Source organism: Aquamicrobium sp. LC103 (genome assembly GCF_001014615.2).
Classification (GTDB): domain Bacteria; phylum Pseudomonadota; class Alphaproteobacteria; order Rhizobiales; family Rhizobiaceae; genus LBCQ02.
Genome location: NZ_LBCQ02000012.1, coordinates 212696 through 233949 on the forward strand (window position 1 = coordinate 212696; position 21254 = coordinate 233949).

Here is a 21254-nt window from a genome sequence, read left to right on the forward strand (position 1 = left end):
TATGATCCGTATCTCCGCCAATCTCGGCTTCCTCTGGAACGAGCTTCCGCTCGCGGATGCCATCCGCAAGGCGAGGGAGGCGGGTTTCGACGCCGTCGAATGCCATTGGCCCTATGGCGAGGATGGCGACGGGGTCAAGGCAGCCCTCGATGAAACCGGCCTGCCGATGCTCGGCCTCAACACCGCGAAAGGACAGCCGGGCGAATTCGGGCTATCGGCTTTGCCCGGCCGTCAGGAAGAAGCGCGCGCGACGATCGATAAAGCCGTCGACTACGCGACGAGGACCGGAGCGCGCGCCGTCCACGTCATGGCAGGCATCACCGACGCGGCCGATGCCGGCGTCGTCTTCCGGGAAAACCTCGTCTATGCCTGCGAGCTCGCGGGCAGGCACCACATGACGATCCTGATCGAGCCTTTGAATACGCGAGACGTACCGGGCTATTTTCTCACCACGCTCGAACAGGCGGCGGATATCATCGAACGTGTCGGGCGGATGGAGCTCAAGATCATGTTCGACTGCTATCACATGCAGATTATGGGCGGCGATCTTCTCGCCCGCTACCGGCATCACCGTGACGCCATTGGTCACGTGCAGTTCGCCGCCGTGCCCTCGCGCGCGGAGCCGGGGGACGGCGAGGTGGCCTTCGAATGGCTGCTGCCCGCGATCGCGGCGGAGGGCTATGAAGGCTTCTTCGGCGCCGAATATAAGCCTTCCGGGCAGGTCGAAGACGGCCTCGACTGGATGAAGGCGTTTCGGCCAGCATAGGCGCAAACCAGCCGATTACGTTCGCGGGCGCCGCTGGCGGGTCACATCACCTGCGCGAGCAGGGCCGCATAGTCTTCCTTGTTCAATTTGCGTGGGTTGGTCTGGTGGCTGTGATCGGCGAGGGCGCGTTCGCAGACCCATTCGACGACGCCCGGCGTCACACCGAGATCCGATAGCTTCTCGGGAATGCCGAGCTGCCGGTTGAGCGCATCCAGCCTGTCGGCAAGGCTTTCGGACGGTGAGAGACCGATTGCGTCGCCGAGCCGTTCGACCTTCTCGCGCGCCGCATCGCGGTTGCATCTCAACACTGGCGGCATAAGGATCGCGTTGAGCATTCCGTGATGCAGCTTGAGGGACTTGAGCCCGCCGAGCGCATGGCTCAGCGCGTGGACGGCTCCCAGCCCCTTCTGGAAAGTAAGTCCGCCCTGCAGCGCACCCATCATGAGCTCGCTCCGCGCGGCGAGATCGGACCCATCGGCGATTGCAGCCGGTAAGGCCTTCCATATACGGGCGAAGCCGTCGATCGCGATCGCCTCGGCCGGCGGATTGAAGCGCGGCGACAGATAAGTCTCGATGCAATGGGAAAGCGCATCGAGCGCGGTCGCCGCCGTGAGCGGGGCGGGCAGGCCAAGCGTCAGCTCCGGATCGCAGATCGCGCGCCTGGGGATCAGATGCGGGCTGATGAAGCCGAGCTTGCGCTCGTCGTCGAGCGTGATCAGGGCCGCGCGGCCGACCTCCGAACCCGTGCCGGCGGTCGTCGGTATGGCGACCAGGGGTGCGACGGCGGGCGTGATCCTCGGGATTCCGCCCAATATCGCCGCGTAATTCTCCAGATCGCCCGGATGGGTCGCGAGCAGCGCGACGCCCTTGGCGAGATCGATCGGGGAGCCGCCGCCGAAGGCGACGACACCGTCGCAGGCTTCGGAACGATAGAGCCGCAGCGCTTCCGCCACGGCGCTTTCGGTTGGGTTCGTGGGGACGTCGAGGAATTGCGGCGTGCCGCTGCCGAGATGCGGCGAGAGGCGTTCGAGGAGACCGGCGGCGGCGATGCCTCGGTCGCTGACAAGGAGCGGCCGCGACATGCCGAGTTCGCGCATCGCGTCCGGCAGCGATGCCAGCGCGCCGGCGCCGAAATTGATGGTCGTGAGATAGGTGATGATGTCCATGGCGGTTCGTTCTTCTTGACGTCGAAGGGGCGTGCGGCTTGGCTCAGGTGACGAGATAACCGCCGTCGATCGGCAGGATCGTCCCCGTGATGAAGGCGGCAAGGGGCGAGGCCAGGAACAGGACCCCGCCCACCATATCCTCCGGCTGGCCCCAGCGCTTGAGCACGGTGCGCGCCAGTATCGCCTCGCTGCGGGTCGGGTCCGCCTGCAGATCCTGCGTCAGCGGAGTCGCGATCCAGCCCGGCGCGATCGCGTTCACGCGGATCGCATCGGAAGCGTAGGCGATTGCCAGGGATTTGGTCATCTGCGCGATCCCGCCCTTGCTGGCGGCGTAGCCCGGCACCAGCCCGCCGCCCTGGAACGAAAGCATGGAGGCGAGGTTGACGATCGCGCCGCCGCCGGATTTTGCCATAGGCGCCCGGGCCGCGGCACAGACGCGCATGGCGCCTATGAGATTGATATCGACGACCGACGCGAAAACTTCCGGATCGAGCTCGTCGCCGCGCCTGATGACCCCGGCGCAATTGACCACGACGTCGAGGCGTTCGAACGAGCTCAACAGATCATCGACCGCCGCGTTGTCACGCACGTCGAGCTGGTGGAAGCTTACGCCGGAGAGCCGTTCTTCACCCGCCGCGGCCACGATCTCCACCTCCGTGACGCCGGTTGCCGTCACTTCGGCGCCTGCCGCGGCAAAGCCCGCGGCTATCGCCGCGCCGATGCCGGAGCTGCCGCCCGTGACGAGCACGCGCCGGCGGGAAAAGAAACGCTCGGCCCAGCCGGCATCCATGGCATCCTGCCTGATCGTCCCCACTCGCTTCCTCCTGATTGGCGTCGTCGTTCCCGGCTCCCGCCGCCTTATGCCGGCGGGAGACAAGACTGCTTTTTGTCGGTGTCAGCCCAGCGTCGAGTTGAACGCGCCGCCGTCCAGGAGCAGGTTCTGGCCGACGATGTAGCCGGCATAGGCGCTGCACAGGAAAGCGCAGGCCGCGCCGAATTCCTCCGTCGTGCCGAAGCGCCCGGCCGGATTTGCGGCATAGGCCGCGGCGCGGGCTTCCTCCACGGTGACACCCCTGCTCTTGGCGGTGTTGTTCATCAGCGACTCGATACGCGCCGTCTCGTGCTGCCCGGGCAGGAGGTTGTTGATGGTGACGCCGTGGCGTGCCACCTGGCGCGACGTGCCGGCGACGAAGCCGGTGAGGCCGCTGCGCGCCGCCCCCGACAGGCCGAGCGCGGGGATCGGTGCCTTCACCGAGCCGGACGTGATGTTCACGATGCGGCCCCAGCGACGCTCGATCATCCCCGGCAGCACGGCCGTGATCAGGTGGATGGGCGACAGCATGTTGGCGCGGATAGCCGCCTGCCATTCCTCTTCGCCCCAGTCCGACCAGACGCCGGGCGGCGGGCCGCCAGCATTGTTGACGAGAATATCCGGATTGGGTGCCGCCTCGAGCAGCTTTTCCCGACCTTCCGGTGTCGTCACGTCGGCGGCCACGGGCACAACCTCCACACCGTAGCGCTTGGCGATTTCGGCAGCCGTTTCCTTGAGCGGTCCTTCCGAACGCGCGTTCAGGATGATACGCACGCCCGCCTCCGCGAGCTTTTCCGCCGAACCGCGTCCGAGGCCCTTGGAGCCACCGCACACGATTGCTGTCTTGCCTTTGATTCCCAAATCCACGTCACTGTCTCTCGGTTTGTGGGCCGTTGGACACGGCTGTTTCGATTCGCGTCCCGCCACGAAGGCGGCGGGACGCATAATGCATTGTCCCGCTCAGGGTTGGAACTCGTATCCTTCCGTTATCCGGGCTTCCTGCGGAATTTCCGCCAGATCCGAAAAGAGATCGGGATGGGTCTCCATCACCTTGAGGATGGGCGCGGGCTCGATATGCGCATTCACATCGAACGTCTTGTCGATGAAGCCGAGGCGGTTCAGCCGGTCGACCGCGCTCCACAATGCATTGTAGTTGTTTGCCGAAAGCCGGCGGTCGGCCTGCTGGACGTTGTAGCGCATGGCTTCCTCCGCGACTTCCGCATTCAGGCCCGGAATCCAGCGCGTCGCGACCTGAGCTGCCTCCGATGGATTGGCGCGCATCCATTTGTCGGCCTCGGAGACCGCGGCGAGGAACTTCTCGATGGTCTCGCCATTCTCCGCCGCCCAATCGCGCATCGCCACGTTGAAGCCGAGATAGGAGATGTGGTTGCCGCCGCGAACCACCTGATAGGCGCCCGGCACATCCTTCTGGGCGACGATCGGCCACGGATCCCAGCCGACGAAGGCGTCGATGCCGCCGGCCAGAAGCGCCACCGTCATGTCCGGGGGAGGGGTGTTGACGAGTTGTACGTCGTCGACCGTCAGGCCAGCCGATTCCAGCAGCGCGAGAATGTAGAGGTGGTTGATGGTGCCGAACGAAGCCGCGATGCGCTTGCCCTCGAGCGTCGACAGGTCATCCCCGGAAATGCCCGATCCGTCGCGGGCGATGAGCGCGACCGTCGTGTCCGAGCCGAGCTGCGCCGCATTGCCGCTGTAGTTGCCGAGCGCCACCAGATCCATTCCGCGCACGACCGCCCCGATCATCGGAACGCCGACCTGGACCGTATCGATCTCGCCGGCCTGGAGCGCGTTCAGCGCGTCGACGCCGGTAGCGTACGGGTTGGCGATATTGACCTCCAGGCCCTGCTTCTCGAAAAAGCCCTGCTCAAGGGCTATCGCAAGTCCGATCTGGTCGATGCCGGACACCATGCCGGCATTGAGCTCGACCAGATCGTCGTCCTGAGCATTTGCCGCGCCCGGCAATGAAAGTGCCAGGGCCAGCGCGAATGCCAATCTCCTCATGAACCTTCTCCTCCTGTTGCGAGCGGCTCGACCTGCTTCACCCAGAAAGGCCTTGCAAGCGCTTGAAGGACCGCTCTGTTTACTCCGCGCAACTGCACGGAATTCCCCTTGGTGCCGGAGATCCGGCCGAATTTCTGAAACTTCTGGATGTGGAATCGCTCGGGCGGGAAGGGGAGCGTGACAAGCACGTCGACCCGCCGTTTCTCCGAATCTATTCCCGGGGCTATCTTGCCGGGCGCGGCCAGGCTCAACCACACCTGCCAGGCACAGATCGCCGCCAGCGCGGCAAGGATGATCCTGCCTCTCGTGGACCTGATTGCTTCCCGCAGCATGTTCATGCCGAGCGCACCAACTGCAGAACCTGGTTCGACAGCGACTTGAACTCGTCGTCCTCGACGAGGCTGTCCCACACGCGCGGCCTTGCGAGCGGAATGTCGACCTCGGCCAGGACGTTGCCGCGCGTGAGCACGACGACCCTGTTTGCCAGGAACACCGCTTCGGGGACGTCATGCGTGATGAAGACCACCGTCGGCCGCCGCTCCTCCCAGATGCGCGTGAGCTCCTCCTGCAGCGTCATGCGCGTCTGCGCGTCGACGCTGGCGAAGGGCTCGTCCATGAGCAGCACGTCGGGCTCGTTGGCGAGCGCGCGCACGACGCCGACACGCTGCTGCATTCCGCCCGAAAGTTCGTTCGGGTATCGGTCGGCGGCGTGGCCGAGCCCGGCCAGCTCCAGATATTCCTGCGCAATCCTGTTCCGTTCGGCCTTGCCGATCCCGCGCATCTTCGGTCCGAAGGCGACATTCTCGATGACGGTCTTCCAGGGAAACAGCGCGAAGGATTGAAACACCACTCCGCGATCCCGGCCGGGTCCGCTCACTTCGCGGCCTCCGACCAGAATGCGTCCGCCGGTGGCCGGAACGAAGCCTGCGATCATGTTCAGGATCGTCGACTTGCCGCAGCCGGACGGTCCGACGACGGCGACGAAGTCACCTTCCTCGACGTTCAGCGAGACGTCCTTGATCGCGGTGAATTGCGTGCCGCGATACGGGTCGAAATAGGTCTTGGACAGGCTTTCGAGAGCGAGGCTTTTCATTTCGTCACCAATCCCCAGCGCTGCCCCGTCGCGCGCTCGATCGGCGCGAGGACCCAGCTGTCAACGATGTACCAGAGCACGCCGAGCAGGATCATTCCGACGACGATCTCCTCGACCGAGCCGGCGCGGCGCGCGTCGAACATCAGGAAACCTATGCCGCTCGTGCCCACGATGATCTCCGCGGCGATGAGCGCTCTCCAGCCGTAACCGAGGCCGTTGCGCAGCCCGGTGATGATGTTCGGCAGGGCGCCCGGCAGCGTCACCTCGAACAGGATGCGGCTGCGCGAGGCCCCGAGGCTCTGCGCGGCACGGTGGAGATCGGGCTTTGCCGAACGTATGCCGAGAACCGTGTTGAGAACCACGGGAAACAGCACTGTGTAGACGATGACGAAGGTCATCGTCGTCAGACCGAAGCCGAACCAGACGAGCAGGATCGGCAGCCATGCGATGTCGCCGATCGCCTGGAAGAAGAGGAGGATCGGCCAGGAAAATTCATACGCCTTGCGGTTGAGGCCGACAAAGACGCCGAGCGGAATCGCGATCGCCATTCCCACCGCCGCGCCGACCGCGAGCCGTCCCAGGCTGTCGGCGAGATAGTCCGTCAGGATGCCCTTGTAGAGCAGTTCCCAAGCCTTTCGCGCGACGTCTCCCGGCCCCGGCAGAAACACGGGCGGAAAGAGTTCCAGCCTCACGACGACGGTCCATGCGAGGACCAGCGGAACGAAGGGAATGAAGGCGGCCAGCGCCGGCCAGCGCGCGTTAAACCGGACGTAGTAGCCCCATATGACGTGAAGCGCGCTCATGACCGTTGCACCATTCCCCAGCGTTCGACGGTCGCGCGCTCGATCGGCGCCAGGAGCAGGCGGTCGAGGATGAGCCAGATCAGGCCGATGACGATCATGGCGAAGACGATGATCTCGGTGCGGTAGAAGTCGCGCGCCAGGAAGAGCATGTAGCCGAGGCCGGTATTGGTCGCGATCATTTCAGCCGCGATCAGGCCGCGCCAGGCGAAGCCCATCCCGGTGCGGATGCCCGTGACGATGTTGGGCAGCGATCCCGGCAGGAGTACTTCCGTCAGCATTCGCCAGCGCGTCGTTCCGAGCGAGGCGGCGGCGTGGCGCAGGGGCATGGGTATGGTCGAGACGCCGAGCAGCGTGTTGTAGGCGACGACGAAGAAGACCGCGTTGAAGATGACGAAGGTGATCGCCCCGAAACCGTAGCCGAACCACAGCGTGGCGATCGGAATCCAGGCAATGCCGGCGAGCACCGAAAAGAAGCGGAAGAGCGGCGTGAGAAAGTCGGACACGCCCTTGCTCACGCCCATCGCGATGCCGAGCGGAACCGCGATGACGATCGCCAGCACCGTGCCCACCGAAACGCGCCAGAGGCTCGCCCCGACATGGGTCCACAGCGAACCGTCGCGGATCGTTTCCCAACCCGCCCGTGCAACGGTGCCGACATCGGGGAAGATGCGCGGGTTGACATCGAAGATCGTCACCACCGCCTGCCAGAGCACGACGAGGAAAAGCAGCGGCGCGACGAATTTCACCGCCTGCCAGGTGCGTCGGTAGGGCAGCGGCGACCATTGCGTGACGGCGTCAACCGACATGGCCGTATCCCGCCGGTCTCGTCGTTCCATCCGAAGGCGACACGCTGTCGGCTCCATCGCTGCGCGAAATGCCGCGCAGGCTCGGAAGCAACAACCTCCCTCTACGTGCTTTGCGCGATCGCGCGCCAAGGACGTGCATTTCTCCTCCCTCTAATTTTCGGCGCCGAAGCGATCCGGATCGATCTCCTCGGCCGTGCGGCCCCACCTCCAGGAGCCGCGCGGTCATGATTTTTCGAGCAACCTCACCGCGCCGCTTTCGATTTTCGTCTCCCGCGTCGCATTCGCCGCTGGAAGCGAACCGACCACCTAGCGAATGAACTGGTCGATATAGTCTTCACCCAAGCCGTTCTTGGAATAGTGCGCGCGACATTTGTCGATGCGTGTGAAGACATCGTCGTAACCGACTGTATTTCCATCCGGATCGACATAGATCATCGCGCCGTTCACCTGGAACAGTGTGATCATCTCCTCGACATGCTTGTCTACGACCAGCGTGTGGGTCTCGCCCGGCGCCTCGTAGACATAGCCGCCTTCGGTGGCCACCCAGTCATGTTCGAGATAGCGCCACTCGCCTTTCAAGACGAAGCCGTGAACAGGCAAGGGGTGGCGATGGCGGGAAAGCACGCCGGACTTGCGCACCTTCAGAAGGTTCATCCAGTAGCCGCGCGAAACGCACATCAGCAGCGGGCGAAACCAGACGTTCTCCTCGACGGGAACCCAGATGCGATCATCCGTCGGAATGGCGTTGGGCACGATGAGTTCGGGCGGTGACTCCCTCGGCTGCGCCTTGCGATAGGGTTGCCACTTGTCTTCGGTCTTCTCGTCCATCGCGTCGCTCCTCCCGTCAACCGGGCGACGAAAGCCTTTGCGGCCTCAATCGCTCAAACGGCTTGACTTGATTGACCATAATGTGGTCAACATGTCCACATTATCGATAGTCCGGTGCTTCGGCATTTGTCAAGCGCATTCACCAATGGAGATTTCGCTGCATGACCGACGCCGAACGAAAGCCCTCAAGGTCTTCGGACGATGCTCCCCACGTGCAGGGGGCGGCGGCGTTCTCGAAGTTCATGACCGTGCTGCAGGCGATCGCCGACGAGCCGGGCAAGCTGAACATCGGCCAGCTCACGAAAACCCTTCCATATCCGCGCGGCACGCTTTACCGCATCGTCACGGCGTTGGCGGCGGAAGGCCTGATCGTGGAAACCACGAACGGAGCCTACCAACTCGGGCACCGGCTGATCAGCCTTGCCTCGAGGAGTTGGGAAGCATCCGACCTGCGCTCGGTGGCGCGTGCACATATCGAAGCACTCCGCGACGCAACCGGCGAAACCGTGCATCTCGCCGTGCCGAGCGGTCATTGCATGGTCTATATCGACAAGCTCGAAAGCCCGCGCACCGTGCGTATGGCCTCGCGGATCGGTACGCGCGTCGATCTGCACTCGACCTCCGTGGGCAAAGCCTATCTTGCGGCACTCTCTCCGGTCCGACGCAAGGAGACCGTGGAGGCGCTCGATCTTCGGCGGATCACCGCCAATACGATCATCACGCGCGCCGCGCTTTACGCGGAACTCGAGAAAACGGCCGCGAACGGCTACGCCATCGACAACGAGGAGAACGAAGGCGAAATCCGCTGCTTCGGCGGCGCTATCCTCGACCGAAACGGCAGTCCCGTCGGCGGCGTCAGCCTCAGTATTCCGCTCTATCGTTTTGATAAGGCTGCGGAACAATCTTATGTGGAAGAAGTGAAAAGGGCGGTGAAAAATATCTCGGCGGCGCTTTCGACCATCATCTGAAGCCCCCGAAGATTCCGGTTAAGGGTGCCGCGCGGCATGGGCGGGAAAGGCCGGATACGTCCGGTTGGTGCTGGTTCATAGCGACCATAGCGGGAGGGTGAAGGAACGTGAGTCTTGCATCGTATGATTTGAGCGGCCGCGTCGCCGTCGTGACGGGCGGTGCCACCGGCATCGGCGCGGCAATTCGCTCGGCGCTGGAGCGTGCGGGAGCATCGGTTGCCGTCTGGGACATCGCCCCGCCGGAGAATGCTGCTTTCCAGGCAAGGGTCGACATCTCGGACCGGGCTTCGGTCGAGCATGCGACCAGGCGCACTGAAGACGCGTTGGGAAAGATCGATATCCTCGTCAACAATGCCGGCTACGCCGGAGCCACCGGCCCGCTCGAATCCTACGATCCCGCCGAATGGGACAGGATCATCGGCATCAACCTGACGGGTACGTTCAATGTCTGCCGCGCCGTGGTTCCGATACTGAGGAAAAATTGCTGGGGCCGGGTCGTCAACGTTGCCTCGCTGGCAGGCAAGGAGGGCACGGCCAACGCAGCCGCCTACAGCGCGGCGAAGGCCGGCATGATCGCAATGACCAAGTCGCTGGGCAAGGAACTCGCCGGCTCCGGCATTTTGGCGAATGCGATAGCGCCCGCCGCCGTGCGCACCGGCCTGCTCGACCAGATGAGCCCGGAACATGTCGCGATCATGATCGGCAAGAGCCCGATGCAGCGGCTCGGCGAGCCCGAGGAAGTGGCGGAACTGGTGCTGTGGCTCTGCTCGGATTCCTGCTCGTTCAGCACCGGCGCGATCTTCGACCTTTCGGGCGGCCGCGCCACCTATTGAACTCGCCACCGCGCATCCTTCGCGGAACAAACTCCCGCCGCCGGCGTTGATTCGCCTTTCCGGGAGAGTTCCAATGGCACCTCGGGCTCAGTGGAAGGGCTATCTCAAGATCGACGAAATCACCTGTGCGGTCGCGCTCTATACGGCGGCTTCGACCGCAGAGCGGACACGATTTCACGTCGTCAACAAAACCACCGGCAATCGCGTCAGGCGCGAATTCGTCGACGAGAAGACCGGCAAACCCGTCGACAAGGAAAACCAGGTCAAGGGCTACCAGACCGACAACAACCAGTACATCATCCTCGAACAGGAAGAGATCGACGCGGTCATCCCCCAGGGCGACAAGACGCTCTCCATCGAAGCCTTCATCGCCAGCGACGATGTCGACACCGTCTATTTCGACAAGCCCTATTTCATCGCGCCGGTCGACCGCGTCGCCGAAAAAGCCTTCGGCCTGATCCGCGAGGGCATGAAGAAGCAGAAGGTCGCCGCGCTTGCCAAGGCGGTGCTGTTCCGCCGCGCGCGAAGCTTGCTGCTGCGGCCCCTGGGAGACGGCATCGTCGCCAACACGCTCAACTTCGACTACGAGGTGCGATCCGCCGAGGAAGCATTCAAGGACGCGCCGCATCCGAAGATCAAGAAGGAGATGCTGCAACTCGCCGAGCACATCATCGACACGATGAGCGGCGAGTTCGATCCCAAGGCGTTCGACGATCGCTATGAGGAAGCGCTGGCTGAGCTGGTGCGGGCGAAGATCGAGGGCCGGCCGATCAAGGTGCCGAAACGCAAGGCGGAAGGAAAGGTCGTCGACCTCATGGAGGCGTTGCGCCAGAGCGCGAAAACGGCCGGCAAGAAGAAGACCGCAGCAAAAGGCAGGAAGGCCGCCTGATCCTATTTCCTGGAGGGCTTCTTCTCCGATTTCTCCAGGCTCTTCTTCAGGGCGCCCATCAGGTCGACCACGTTCGAGGCGCCCCGACCGTCCTGTTCCTCGTCGGGCTTTTTCTTCGCCTTGCCGGATTTTTTCCGCTTTTCGGCTATGATGGCCTTCAACTGCGTCTGGACCGGGTCCTGGACCATCGACGGGGACCAGGACTCCGAGCGTTCGTCGATCAGCGTGGTGATCATCTTGAGCAGTTTGGGTTCAGCCTTTTCGTCGTCGATGGTCGAGAAATAGTCGGCCGGGTCGCGAACCTCGTTGCCGTAGCGCAGCGTCCAGAGCACGATGCCGTTGCCGCGCGGCTCCAGCATGACGGCGCGTTCGCGGCGAAAAAGCACGACGCGCGAGATGCCGACGACGCCCTTCGAGGCCATTGCCTCGCGGATCACGGCGAAGGCTTCCTCGCCGACCTTGTCGTCGGGTGCGACGTAATAGGGGCTGTCGTAATAGATCCAGTTGATCGTGTCCTTCTTGACAAAGGTGTCTATGTCGATCGTCCGGACGCTTTCGAGCGCCACGGCTTCGAGTTCCTCGTCCTCGAAGGTCACGAACTGTCCGTCGGAAGTCTCGTAACCCTTGACCTCGTCGTCCTCCTTGACCGGCTTTCCAGTCTCGGAATCGACATAGCGGGTTTTGACCCGCCTGCCGGTCTCCTTGTTCAAAGTGTGAAACCGAACCTTCTCCCCCTCGGTCGTCGCCGGTGTCATCGTCACCGGGCAGGTCACCAGCGAAAGCTTCAGGTAGCCTTTCCAGAATGCCGCGCGCGCCATCTCTTACCCTCCAGATGAGCCTTGCGGAAAACGCGCTGCCTCGAATCCGGTTCCGCGGCGAAAAAAGCAGAGCCGCGAGGCTCAGCCGTTCGCGCCGAAGACTTTTCGTCCTTCGATCCATACGCTTTCGACGTCGAGCGCAGGCGAGAGATGCACGAGATCGGCGCGGGCGCCCTGGCCAAGCCGGCCGTAATCATCATCGATACGCATCGCGCGGGCGGGATAAAGCGAAGCCATGCGCAGCGCTTCCTCGAGCGGCAGGCCTATCTTTTCATGCACGAAGCGGACGGCGGAGATCATGTCGAGGTCGGCGCCGGCAAGCGTGCCGTCTTCCAGTGTGAGACGTCCGTTCTCGCGCCGGATCAGGCGCCCGTTCAGCGTGAAGGAGCGCATGTCCGTGCCGATCGTCGCCATCGCGTCGGTGACGAGGAAGATGCGGCCGGGGCCTTTCTTGGCGCGAAGCGCAATGCCGATCATCGCGGGATCGACATGGAAGCCGTCGGCGATCAGGCCCGCGTCCAGTTCTCCAGAGTCGAGTGCCGCGCCGACGAGCCCGGGCTCGCGGTTTCCCATCTGGCTCATCGCGTTGAAGAGATGCGTCACCATCGACGCCCCGGCAGACGCAGCCTCCCGGGCCGCGTCGCGGCTGGCATCCGAATGGCCGAGGCTCACCACGACGCCCGCCTCCGAAAGCCTGCGGACACGCTCCGGCGCGGCCGCTTCCGGCGCAAGAGTGACCAGCAGCACCGGCACCTTGCCGTGAGCATCAAGGATCGCCGCTTCGTCGACGTCCTCCATCGGACGGATCATCGCCGGGTCGTGCGCGCCCTTGCGGGCCAGCGTCAGATGCGGACCTTCGAGGTGGAGCCCGAGATAGCCGGGTACGCGCCGTCGGCCCGCTTCGGCACCGGCCTCGACCGCTGCCGCGGTGACTTCCGGAGTGTCGCTGATCAACGTGGGCAGCAGGGCTGTCGTTCCGAACCGGGCGTGGGCCTCGCAGATAATGCGGATCGCCTCGACATCCTGGCGGTCGTTCAGCATCACGCCGCCACCGCCATTGACCTGCAGGTCGATGAAGCCCGGCGCGAGAATGCCGCCTTCCAACCGATGAAGAACAGCGCCTCCGGGGATTTGCGCTTCCGGAACTATCCTCTCGATGACCCCTCCGCGTGCGATCAGCGCCGCGTTCTCATGCCATTGCTCGCCGTCGAATATCCGCGCGCCCGCAAATGCCGTGATTTCGCTCATAGGGTTTCCGTCACTTTATTCAGATTCCGCGGCTCGTCGGGGTTCAGCCCGCGATGCCGGGCGAAAGCTTCCACGAAACCGTAGAAGGACACGATCAGCGCCAAGGGGTCCGTCAGCGGGTGGCCGGTGGCGGCGAAGGGCAGGGGGGCGGCCTTCGTCTTCCCCTTGGAGGTAACGAAGACGGCCGCCTGTTTGGCATGGAGAGCGTCCGCCGCCTCGATCATCGAGGCTTCGGAGGAGTCGCGCGCGGCGAGCGCGATGATCGGAAAGCCCGGGCCGACGAGCGCGAGCGGCCCGTGCATCACCTCCGCCGCGCTGTATGCCTCGGCATGCATGCCGCAGGTTTCCTTGAATTTGAGCGCCGCTTCGTTGGCGATGGCGAAGGAGGGGCCTCGTCCGAGGATGAAGAGCGAATTCTGACCGGCAAGCGCCGGGGCAAGTCCCATCCAGTCGCAGGCGATCGCTTTTTCGAAGTGCCCGGGAAGCTCGCCGAGCGCGGCAAGCAGTGCCTCGTCCTGCGTCGCGTGCGCCATCAGCGCGAGACCGGCGACTGCCGAATTGACGAAGGTCTTGGTCGCCGCCACGCTCTTCTCGGCGCCCGCCATGATGTCGATCGGAAAGTCGCAGGCACGCGCAAGAGGCGAATCCGCGGTATTGGTGAGCGCGATCGCGAGCGCGCCGCCCTTCCGCGCCTCCTCCGCCATGGCGACGATGTCCGGGCTCTTGCCGGATTGCGAGATCGCGAGACAGGCGGAGCCAGCGAGCCGGAGCCTTGCGCCATAGATCGAGGCGATGGACGGTCCGACCGAGGCGACCGGAATGCCGGCCGTCAGCTCGACGGCATATTTGAGGAACGCTGCGACATGATCCGAAGAACCGCGCGCGACCGTTACCAGGAAGCGCGGATCGCGCTCGCGAACCGCCGCGCCGGCTTCGCCGAGCATCTTGCCCGAGGCGCTGAGCAGCCGCGCCGTCGCCTCGGGAATCTCCCTGATTTCGCGCATCATATGCGTGGGTCCCGAAATCATCGCCTTTCTCCAATATCGTCGGCATCGCCAAGCCTCAGCTCGGCGACGAAATCATAGGTGTCGCCCCGATAGATGGAGCGGGTGAACTCGATCACCTTGCCGCTGGCCAGATAGGAGATGCGCTCGATGTTGAGACCCGCCGAGCCGATCGGCACGGCGAGCAGTTCGGCGTCGGCCTCGCCGAGATTCGTGGCCGAAATTCGTTGAACGGCGCGGATCGGCCGGTGGCCGGTTTCCTGCAGCGCGAGGTAGAGCGATCCGGAAACCGCTGTCGGATCGGGCAGGACGGTCGCTGACAGCGATGCGCGCTCGATCGCCAGCGGCGTCTCGTTGGCGATCCGCAAACGCGCGATGCGCGCGACCATCTCGTTGGAGGACAAGCCGAGGACCATCATCTCTTCCGGCGAAGGGGAATAGACGCCGCGGTCGAACCAGACCGACCGGGCATTGAGCCCACGCCGTGCCATGTCCTCCGTGAAGGAGGTGAGCCGCGAAAGCGACTGCTCGACACGCTCCATGCGCGGGGCGACGAAGGTGCCGGAGCCGTGGCGCTGGACCAGGATTCCGCCTCGCACGAGATCCTGCACCGCCTTGCGCACGGTGACGCGCGACACGTCCGCCTTGGCGGCGATGTCGCGCTCCGAAGGCAGGGCGTCGCCGGGGCTGATGATTCCGCGCAGCACGGCCTCCTCGATGTTCCGTTTCAGGCGGATATAGAGCGGAGCACCGTTTTGTCCGCCGTCCTTGACCGTGGAAAATATTTGTTCAGCCAGGTCGGACATGTCAGCCGCTCCCGCTCTTGCCGAAAAGCTCGACCGCCATTTCGACCGCCCCGCCAAGCGCGTCGCGCAGCGGCGGCTCGAGAATTTTCCGGTATCCCGGCGAAAGGCGCGGCGCCACGAAATCGGCCAGTCCGCCAAGAAGACAAAGTCGCTCGCCCGCGGCGAGATCGAGCGTATCCAGAGCCTCTTCGATATTGTCGACCGATCTTGCGACGAGGGTTTCGGCCACGGCGTCGCCTTGCGCGAAGTGCTCGAACACCATCGGCGCGAAGGAACCGAAATCGCGCGGCTTCGCCCTGGCCGCGAATTCCACGAGGTTGCGTGGATCGTTTTCGAAATGCTGGAGAACCGCCCGCGCGAGGCTCGATCCATCGTGGATGCCATCATGGGCAAGCAGCGCTTCCTCCAGAAGATCCCGGCCGAGGCGCGCGCCGCCGCCGAGGTCACCCAGCTTGAACCCCCAGCCGCCGATCGTCCGTGTCTGCCGTCCTCTGCGGGACATGAATATCGAGCCGGTGCCGATGATCGCGATCGCCCCGTCATGCCGGCCCAGGGCGCCATGAAGCGCGATCAGTGCGTCGCTTTCGACGGCACTTTCATGGAAGGGCAGAATTTCGAGGAGCTGCTGCCGATAGTCGCCGACATTCGTGCCGGCGAGGCCGAGCACCGCGGGCGTGGAAGACAGGAGCAGCGGATTCTGACCGGCGTCGGCGAAGGCGAGCCGGGCCGCTTCGACGATGCTGTCGCGGGCGCCGTGCAAATCCGTCATTATGTTGGCCGAGCCGCTTTTGCCGTAGCCGAGCACTTCGCCGCTCGTCCTGGCGAGTGCCGCCCTGCAGCTTGTGCCGCCGCCGTCGATGCCGAGTATCAATTTCACGCCGAATTTTCCTCCAACCTTGATGATACCAATAAAATACCAATAGCCAAGCGCCAATTTGGCTTCCAGGCCGCGTGTTAACGAAAACCGAGTGGAAATGCTTGGATGTGCCAGGAATTTTCTGCGTTCCGGTGAAAAGCATTAACCTTGCTGGACAAGTGGTATTTTTTTGGTATGGTCTGGTGAGTGGGAGGATTTGATGACGCTACGCCGGACCGAAGAGCAGCATCGGAATGCGCAAGGGCTCGACCTTGAAGCCCCGCGGACCGTGCTGCGGCATCTCGCCGAGGCGCAGGTCGAAGCGGCAAGCGCCGTCCACGATGCCATCGAAACCATCGCCAAAGCCGCGGAAGCCGCCGCCGCATCGCTGCGGAGCGGCAACCGCGTCGCCTATGCAGCCGCCGGAAGCTCGGGCCTGATGGCGCTGGCCGACGCGCTGGAACTGCCCGGCACGTTCGGCATTCCGCGCGACCGCATCGTCGTCATGCTTGCCGGCGGAACCGAGGCGCTCGTCAACCTTGCCGGCGCGGTCGAGGACGATACCGAAGAGGCGCGCCGCGCAGTCGCCGCTGCCGGGCTGGGGGAGGGCGACTGCCTCGTCGCCGTATCGGCCAGCGGCTCCACGCCCTATGCCGTCGCCGCGATCGAGGAGGCCAAAAGCCGCGGCGTGACGACCATCGCGTTCGCCAATAATGCCGGCACTCCGCTCGTATCGCTTGCCGATATCGGCGTCGTGCTTGCCACGCCGCCGGAACTGATCGCCGGCTCCACAAGAATGGGGGCGGGCACCGCGCAGAAGATCGCCCTCAATATGATGTCGACGCTCATGGCGGTTCATCTGGGCCATGTCCACGACGGATACATGATCAATCTCCATGCCGACAACATCAAGCTGAGGGAACGCGCGGCGCGCATGGTCGCGGCGATCAGCGGCTGCGACCCCCAACAGGCGCATCGGCGTCTCGGCGAGGCGGGAGGCTCGGTCAAGATCGCCGTTCTTCTCGAAGCCGGCGCCACCGATGGACGTGCCGCTCGGGCGCTCCTCGATAGTTCCGGCCAGAATCTCAGAGCGGCGCTCTCGCTGTTGGAAGGCCACGGCGCGTCTCGCAAACACGGAACCTGAACAGGTCAAAAGGGAGGATGAAATGACGATCAAGGCAATCACGGCGCTTCTGCTGGGCTCAAGCGTTCTCGGCTTTGCCGGAGCGGCCGCCGCGCAGGATGCCACGCTCACCATCGAAAGCTGGCGCAACGACGACCTCGCCATATGGCAGGAGAAACTGATTCCCGCCTTCGAGGCGAAGAACCCCGGGATCAAGGTGGTTTTCTCGCCGTCAGCGCCGACGGAATACAATGCGGCCCTCAATGCGAAGCTCGATGCGGGCTCGGCCGGCGACCTCATCACCTGTCGTCCCTTCGACGCCTCGCTCGAGCTGTTCAACAAGGGCCATCTCGCCGACCTGACGGACCTTTCGGGCATCGAGAACTTCTCCGACGTCGCAAAGTCCGCCTGGACCACAGACGACGGCAAGAGCACCTTCTGCGTGCCGATGGCCTCGGTCATTCACGGCTTCATCTACAATCAGGACGCCTTCGAGCAGCTCGGCATCACGCCGCCGACGACCGAGGAGGAATTCTTCGCCGTGCTCGACAAGATCAAGGAGGACGGCACCTATATTCCGATGGCGATGGGCACCAAGGATCTGTGGGAAGCCGCGACCATGGGCTACCAGAACATCGGCCCGACCTATTGGCACGGCGAGGAAGGGCGCCTGGCGCTCATCAAGGGCGAGCAGAAGCTGACGGATCCGGAATGGGTCGAGCCCTTCGCCACGCTCGCCAAATGGAAGGACTATCTCGGCGACGGCTTCGAAGCGCAGAGCTATCCGGACAGCCAGAACCTCTTCACGCTTGGTCGTGCCGCCATCTTCCCCGCCGGTTCGTGGGAAATCTCGGTGTTCAACACCCAGGCCGACTTCAAGATGGGCGCCTTCGCGCCGCCGGTGAGGAAGGCGGGCGACACCTGCTACATCTCCGACCACAACGACATCGGCATCGGCCTCAACGCGAAGAGCGCCAATGCCGAGGCCGCCAGAACCTTCCTGACGTGGGTCGCCTCGCCGGAATTCGCAACCATCTACGCCAACGCGCTGCCGGGCTTCTTCAGCCTGTCGTCGACGCCCGTCGAGATGGAGGACCCGCTGGCGAAGGAATTCGTCTCATGGCGCGAGAAGTGCGAGCCCACCATCCGCTCGACCTATCAGATCCTGTCGCGCGGCACGCCCAATCTCGAAAACGAAACCTGGGTGAAGTCGGCCAATGTGATCAACGGCACCGAGACGCCGGAGGCCGCGGCGGCCGAACTCCAGAAGGGCCTCGATAGCTGGTACAAGCCGGCGAAATAAGATACTCGGCCTCTCTTGCCGGGAGGGCCGGAAAGAATGTGAACGGGGAAGCGCAGGAGAAGCGGTAGACGTCCGTCGATCCGTCCCCCGCTTCCCTCCTTGTTTCCACAGGGTAGGGCAGGCTGGCCGGGTATCGGCAGCCTGCCTCGGGTCCTTCCTTTCCAGTCGGGTACCCTCCTTTCAAGATTGAAGATGGCCGGAAGCTCCCCTTTGGGGATATCGTCATCGATACTGCAAAAGGCTCGCGACGGCGCATTCATGGCGACTAGGATCAAGAAACCTTTCCGCTGGCATATTTTGGTGTTTTTGGCGCCGGCCGTGTTCGTCTACACGGCGGTAATGATCCTGCCGCTCTTCGGCACGCTGCAGCTTTCGCTGTTTCGCAATGCCGGCGGCGAGCAGGCCTTCGTGGGGATCGAGAATTTCCGCGCGCTTTTGACCGATCCTCGCTGGTCGGCGAGTTTCTGGAACGCGCTCGGCAACAATGTCTGGTTCTTCGTCGTTCATATGCTGGTGCAGAATCCGATTGGCATCCTCCTGGCGGCTTTGCTCAGCCATCCGAAGCTGCGTTTCAGCGCCTTCTACCGTGCCGCGATCTTCATCCCGACCATTCTTTCCTTCGTGATCGTCGGCTTCGCCTGGAAGCTTATCCTTTCGCCGCTGTGGGGCGTCGCGCCCAACCTGCTCGACCTCGTCGGCCTGAAGAGCCTCTTCACCCCCTGGCTCGGCAAGGCGGAATATGCGCTGACGACGTTGAGCCTGATCTCCGTCTGGCAGTTCGTCGGCATTCCGATGATGCTGATCTACGCCGCTCTTCTCGCAATCCCCGACGAGATTCTGGAGGCCGCCGAATGCGACGGCATCACCGGCATGGCGCAATTCTGGAAGATCAAGCTGCCGCTGATCCTGCCTTCGATCGGCATCATCTCGGTGCTCACCTTCGTGGGCAATTTCAACGCCTTCGACCTGATCTACTCCGCCCAGGGCGCGCTGGCGGGACCGAACTTCTCGACCGACATTCTCGGCACGTTTCTCTACCGCACCTTTTTCGGCTTCCAGTTGCAGCTCGGCGATCCGCATATGGGCGCCACCATCGCCTCGATGATGTTCTTCATCATCCTCGCCGGTGTCTGCCTCTATCTTTTCGCCATCCAGACGCGCCTGCGTCGCTATCAGTTCTGAGGGGAGGGAAGGATGAGCCAGGCCCGTTCCTCCCTGCCGCGCACGATCGCCGCGCATGCGATCCTGATCGCCTACACGATCATCGCGCTCTTCCCGGTGATCCTCATCGTCATGAACTCGTTCAAGTCGCGTCAAGCGATATTCCGTTCGCCGCTGATGCCGCCGACCGCCGAGACCTTCGACCTGGTCGGCTATCGGACCGTGATGGTGCAGGGCGACTTCTTCCTCTATTTTCAGAACAGCCTGATCGTGACCGTCGTGTCGCTGTTCCTGGTGCTGCTGTTCGGCGCAATGGCCGCCTTCGCCCTCGCCGAATACCGCTTCCGCGGCAACACGCTGACGGGGCTCTACCTCGCGCTCGGCATCATGATCCCGATCCGGCTGGGCACGGTCGCCATCCTGCAGCTCATGGTGGCGAGCGGCCTCGTCAACACGCGAACGGCATTGATCCTTGTCTATACCGCGCAAGGCCTGCCGCTGGCGATCTTCATCCTGTCCGAATTCACCCGGCAGATTTCCGACGACCTCAAGAATGCCGGCCGGATCGACGGGCTCTCCGAGTACCGCATCTTCTTCCGCCTGGTCCTGCCGTTGCTGCGGCCGGCGATGGCGACGGTGGCCGTCTTCACCATGATCCCGATCTGGAACGACCTTTGGTTCCCGCTGATCCTCGCGCCGGCCGAGCCGACCAAGACGATCACGCTCGGCGTGCAGATATTCCTCGGGCAGTTCGTGACCAACTGGAACGCGGTGCTTTCGGCGCTGTCACTCGCGATCGTGCCGGTACTCGTCCTCTACCTCATCTTCTCGCGGCAGCTCATCCGCGGCATCACATCGGGAGCGGTGAAGTGACTTCTGAAAGACCCGTTCGAGTTCTCGTCGCCGGGCTCGGCAATATGGGCCGGAGCCATGCGCTCGCCTATGCCAAGAACCCTGGCTTCGAGATCGTCTCGCTCGTCAACCGGTCGGACGTGCCGCTGCCCGTCGAGCTCGGTGGACACGAAATCCGGCGCTCGCTCGATGACGAAATCAAGGAGCTGGCGCCCGATCTCGTCTCGATCAACACCTATTCGGACAGCCACGCCGCCTATGCGATCAAGGCGATGGAGGCGGGCGCTCACGTCTTCGTCGAAAAGCCGCTGGCGACCACGGTCGCCGATGCCGAACGTGTCGTTGCCGCCGCCAAGGCGAACGGCCGCAAGCTGGTGGTCGGCTATATCCTGCGCCATCATCCTTCGTGGATGCGGCTGATCGAGGAAGCACGCAGGCTCGGCGGGCCCTACGTGTTCCGCATGAACCTCAACCAGCAGTCGAGCGGTCCCACATGGGAGACGCACAAGCAGCTGATGAAGACGACGTCGCCGATCGTCGACTGCGGCGTCCACTATCTCGACGTCATGTGCCAGATCACCGACGCCCGGCCGGTGCAGGTGCGCGGCATGGGCGTGCGGCTGACCGAGGAGGTCGCACCGCACATGTACAATTACGGGCACCTGCAGGTGCTGTTCGACGATGGTTCGGTTGGCTGGTACGAGGCGGGGTGGGGGCCGATGATGTCGGAAACCGCTTTTTTCGTGAAGGATGTGATCTCGCCCAATGGCTGCGTTTCGATCGTCATGGACGAGAGCGCCAAGTCCGACGACATCGACACCCACACCCGGACGTCGGTCATTCGCCTCCACAGGTCCGAAACCGGGCCCGACGGAAAGTTCCTCAAGTCCGACGACCATCTTTCTATGGAGGGCGAGCCCGACCATCAGGCGCTTTGCGACCGTGAGCAGGCCTTCGTTCTCAAGGCGATCCGCGAGGATCTCGACCTTACCCGCCACATGGACGACGCGGTCAAGTCGCTGCGCGTCTGCCTTGCCGCCGACGAGAGCGTGCGGACGGGCCACGCGGTCAAACTCTAACAGATTGGACGGAAGACGC

The 21254-nt window shown here is 63.7% G+C and carries 23 protein-coding genes; 9 read left to right on the forward strand and 14 right to left on the reverse strand.

Features of this window, described 5'->3' with window-relative positions; genetic code table 11:
- Position 1 precedes the first annotated feature (1 nt).
- Positions 2-766 carry a TIM barrel protein gene (locus XW59_RS22800; protein WP_047147866.1) on the forward strand — a complete coding sequence of 255 codons (765 nt, stop codon included), beginning with the start codon at positions 2-4 and terminating at the stop codon, positions 764-766.
- A 41-nt stretch (positions 767-807) separates the two neighbouring features.
- On the opposite strand, the gene XW59_RS22805 is transcribed toward XW59_RS22800, so the two are convergent.
- From XW59_RS22805 to XW59_RS22845, 9 genes are all read right to left on the reverse strand, one after another.
- Complete coding sequence (locus tag XW59_RS22805) at positions 808-1932, reverse strand: iron-containing alcohol dehydrogenase (RefSeq protein ID WP_047147865.1); 1125 nt, start codon at positions 1930-1932, stop codon at positions 808-810.
- Positions 1933-1975: 43 nt separating this feature from the next.
- Positions 1976-2722 carry an SDR family oxidoreductase gene (locus XW59_RS22810; protein ID WP_047147864.1) on the reverse strand — a complete coding sequence of 249 codons (747 nt, stop codon included), beginning with the start codon at positions 2720-2722 and terminating at the stop codon, positions 1976-1978.
- A 105-nt stretch (positions 2723-2827) separates the two neighbouring features.
- The gene (locus XW59_RS22815; protein WP_047148045.1) at positions 2828-3610 is read right to left on the reverse strand and encodes an SDR family oxidoreductase; all 783 of its coding nucleotides are present in this window, start codon (positions 3608-3610) and stop codon (positions 2828-2830) included.
- 93 nt (positions 3611-3703) lie between these two features.
- Entirely contained in the window at positions 3704-4765 is a 1062-nt protein-coding gene (locus XW59_RS22820) for an ABC transporter substrate-binding protein (protein ID WP_047147863.1), read from the reverse strand.
- Positions 4762-5103, reverse strand: a complete 342-nt coding sequence (locus XW59_RS22825; protein WP_047147862.1) for a hypothetical protein — start codon at positions 5101-5103, stop codon at positions 4762-4764. The genes XW59_RS22820 and XW59_RS22825 overlap by 4 nt, the downstream gene beginning before the upstream one ends.
- The gene (locus XW59_RS22830; protein ID WP_047147861.1) at positions 5100-5858 is read right to left on the reverse strand and encodes an ABC transporter ATP-binding protein; all 759 of its coding nucleotides are present in this window, start codon (positions 5856-5858) and stop codon (positions 5100-5102) included. Before XW59_RS22830 ends, XW59_RS22825 begins: the two co-directional genes overlap by 4 nt.
- Positions 5855-6661, reverse strand: coding sequence for an ABC transporter permease (locus XW59_RS22835; protein WP_047147860.1), 807 nt, complete (start codon positions 6659-6661; stop codon positions 5855-5857). Before XW59_RS22835 ends, XW59_RS22830 begins: the two co-directional genes overlap by 4 nt.
- Positions 6658-7467: an ABC transporter permease gene (locus tag XW59_RS22840; protein WP_047147859.1), complete on the reverse strand. Its 810-nt coding sequence runs from the start codon at positions 7465-7467 to the stop codon at positions 6658-6660. Before XW59_RS22840 ends, XW59_RS22835 begins: the two co-directional genes overlap by 4 nt.
- A gap of 306 nt (positions 7468-7773) precedes the next feature.
- The gene (locus XW59_RS22845; RefSeq protein WP_047147858.1) at positions 7774-8295 is read right to left on the reverse strand and encodes a 2,4'-dihydroxyacetophenone dioxygenase family protein; all 522 of its coding nucleotides are present in this window, start codon (positions 8293-8295) and stop codon (positions 7774-7776) included.
- Positions 8296-8456: 161 nt separating this feature from the next.
- Between XW59_RS22845 and XW59_RS22850 the strand changes: the two genes are divergently transcribed.
- The 3 genes from XW59_RS22850 (at position 8457) to XW59_RS22860 (ending at position 10985) form a co-directional block, all read left to right on the forward strand.
- Entirely contained in the window at positions 8457-9263 is an 807-nt protein-coding gene (locus tag XW59_RS22850) for an IclR family transcriptional regulator (protein WP_047147857.1), read from the forward strand.
- Between the two features lie 107 nt (positions 9264-9370).
- Entirely contained in the window at positions 9371-10096 is a 726-nt protein-coding gene (locus XW59_RS22855; protein WP_047147856.1) for an SDR family NAD(P)-dependent oxidoreductase, read from the forward strand.
- Between the two features lie 73 nt (positions 10097-10169).
- Positions 10170-10985: a Ku protein gene (locus XW59_RS22860; RefSeq protein ID WP_047147855.1), complete on the forward strand. Its 816-nt coding sequence runs from the start codon at positions 10170-10172 to the stop codon at positions 10983-10985.
- A 2-nt stretch (positions 10986-10987) separates the two neighbouring features.
- On the opposite strand, the gene XW59_RS22865 is transcribed toward XW59_RS22860, so the two are convergent.
- The 5 genes from XW59_RS22865 to XW59_RS22885 all read right to left on the reverse strand — a co-directional run bounded on the left by XW59_RS22865 (position 10988) and on the right by XW59_RS22885 (position 15738).
- Positions 10988-11803, reverse strand: coding sequence for a Ku protein (locus XW59_RS22865; protein ID WP_047147854.1), 816 nt, complete (start codon positions 11801-11803; stop codon positions 10988-10990).
- A gap of 81 nt (positions 11804-11884) precedes the next feature.
- The gene (gene nagA, locus XW59_RS22870; protein ID WP_047147853.1) at positions 11885-13051 is read right to left on the reverse strand and encodes an N-acetylglucosamine-6-phosphate deacetylase; all 1167 of its coding nucleotides are present in this window, start codon (positions 13049-13051) and stop codon (positions 11885-11887) included.
- On the reverse strand, positions 13048-14079 hold the full coding sequence (locus tag XW59_RS22875) for an SIS domain-containing protein (RefSeq protein ID WP_047147852.1): 1032 nt from the start codon (positions 14077-14079) through the stop codon (positions 13048-13050). The genes nagA and XW59_RS22875 overlap by 4 nt, the downstream gene beginning before the upstream one ends.
- A complete protein-coding gene (locus XW59_RS22880) occupies positions 14076-14861 on the reverse strand; it encodes a GntR family transcriptional regulator (RefSeq protein WP_047147851.1) in 786 nt (261 codons plus the stop codon). The genes XW59_RS22875 and XW59_RS22880 overlap by 4 nt, the downstream gene beginning before the upstream one ends.
- A gap of 1 nt (position 14862) precedes the next feature.
- On the reverse strand, positions 14863-15738 hold the full coding sequence (locus tag XW59_RS22885; RefSeq protein WP_047148044.1) for an N-acetylglucosamine kinase: 876 nt from the start codon (positions 15736-15738) through the stop codon (positions 14863-14865).
- Positions 15739-15937: 199 nt separating this feature from the next.
- Between XW59_RS22885 and XW59_RS22890 the strand changes: the two genes are divergently transcribed.
- From XW59_RS22890 to XW59_RS22910, 5 genes are all read left to right on the forward strand, one after another.
- Positions 15938-16861 carry an N-acetylmuramic acid 6-phosphate etherase gene (locus XW59_RS22890; protein WP_047147850.1) on the forward strand — a complete coding sequence of 308 codons (924 nt, stop codon included), beginning with the start codon at positions 15938-15940 and terminating at the stop codon, positions 16859-16861.
- 22 nt (positions 16862-16883) lie between these two features.
- Positions 16884-18143 (forward strand): ABC transporter substrate-binding protein, encoded by a 1260-nt coding sequence (locus tag XW59_RS22895; RefSeq protein ID WP_047147849.1) that lies wholly within the window; start codon positions 16884-16886, stop codon positions 18141-18143.
- A gap of 258 nt (positions 18144-18401) precedes the next feature.
- The gene (locus XW59_RS22900; protein ID WP_047147848.1) at positions 18402-19325 is read left to right on the forward strand and encodes a sugar ABC transporter permease; all 924 of its coding nucleotides are present in this window, start codon (positions 18402-18404) and stop codon (positions 19323-19325) included.
- A gap of 12 nt (positions 19326-19337) precedes the next feature.
- Positions 19338-20177, forward strand: coding sequence for a carbohydrate ABC transporter permease (locus tag XW59_RS22905; protein ID WP_047147847.1), 840 nt, complete (start codon positions 19338-19340; stop codon positions 20175-20177).
- Positions 20174-21235 (forward strand): Gfo/Idh/MocA family oxidoreductase, encoded by a 1062-nt coding sequence (locus XW59_RS22910; protein ID WP_047147846.1) that lies wholly within the window; start codon positions 20174-20176, stop codon positions 21233-21235. The genes XW59_RS22905 and XW59_RS22910 overlap by 4 nt, the downstream gene beginning before the upstream one ends.
- Positions 21236-21254 lie beyond the last annotated feature (19 nt).

Bases quoted from the DNA above. Each gene is read 5' to 3' on its own strand.
- XW59_RS22800 (WP_047147866.1), top strand. From the start codon at position 2: ATGATCCGTATCTCCGCCAATCTCGGCTTCCTCTGGAACGAGCTTCCG.
- XW59_RS22805 (WP_047147865.1), bottom strand. From the start codon at position 1,932: ATGGACATCATCACCTATCTCACGACCATCAATTTCGGCGCCGGCGCG.
- XW59_RS22810 (WP_047147864.1), bottom strand. From the start codon at position 2,722: ATGGATGCCGGCTGGGCCGAGCGTTTCTTTTCCCGCCGGCGCGTGCTC.
- XW59_RS22820 (WP_047147863.1), bottom strand. From the start codon at position 4,765: ATGAGGAGATTGGCATTCGCGCTGGCCCTGGCACTTTCATTGCCGGGC.
- XW59_RS22825 (WP_047147862.1), bottom strand. From the start codon at position 5,103: ATGAACATGCTGCGGGAAGCAATCAGGTCCACGAGAGGCAGGATCATC.
- XW59_RS22830 (WP_047147861.1), bottom strand. From the start codon at position 5,858: ATGAAAAGCCTCGCTCTCGAAAGCCTGTCCAAGACCTATTTCGACCCG.
- XW59_RS22835 (WP_047147860.1), bottom strand. From the start codon at position 6,661: ATGAGCGCGCTTCACGTCATATGGGGCTACTACGTCCGGTTTAACGCG.
- XW59_RS22840 (WP_047147859.1), bottom strand. From the start codon at position 7,467: ATGTCGGTTGACGCCGTCACGCAATGGTCGCCGCTGCCCTACCGACGC.
- XW59_RS22845 (WP_047147858.1), bottom strand. From the start codon at position 8,295: ATGGACGAGAAGACCGAAGACAAGTGGCAACCCTATCGCAAGGCGCAG.
- XW59_RS22850 (WP_047147857.1), top strand. From the start codon at position 8,457: ATGACCGACGCCGAACGAAAGCCCTCAAGGTCTTCGGACGATGCTCCC.
- XW59_RS22860 (WP_047147855.1), top strand. From the start codon at position 10,170: ATGGCACCTCGGGCTCAGTGGAAGGGCTATCTCAAGATCGACGAAATC.
- XW59_RS22865 (WP_047147854.1), bottom strand. From the start codon at position 11,803: ATGGCGCGCGCGGCATTCTGGAAAGGCTACCTGAAGCTTTCGCTGGTG.
- nagA (WP_047147853.1), bottom strand. From the start codon at position 13,051: ATGAGCGAAATCACGGCATTTGCGGGCGCGCGGATATTCGACGGCGAG.
- XW59_RS22875 (WP_047147852.1), bottom strand. From the start codon at position 14,079: ATGATTTCGGGACCCACGCATATGATGCGCGAAATCAGGGAGATTCCC.
- XW59_RS22880 (WP_047147851.1), bottom strand. From the start codon at position 14,861: ATGTCCGACCTGGCTGAACAAATATTTTCCACGGTCAAGGACGGCGGA.
- XW59_RS22890 (WP_047147850.1), top strand. From the start codon at position 15,938: ATGACGCTACGCCGGACCGAAGAGCAGCATCGGAATGCGCAAGGGCTC.
- XW59_RS22895 (WP_047147849.1), top strand. From the start codon at position 16,884: ATGACGATCAAGGCAATCACGGCGCTTCTGCTGGGCTCAAGCGTTCTC.
- XW59_RS22900 (WP_047147848.1), top strand. From the start codon at position 18,402: ATGGCGACTAGGATCAAGAAACCTTTCCGCTGGCATATTTTGGTGTTT.
- XW59_RS22905 (WP_047147847.1), top strand. From the start codon at position 19,338: ATGAGCCAGGCCCGTTCCTCCCTGCCGCGCACGATCGCCGCGCATGCG.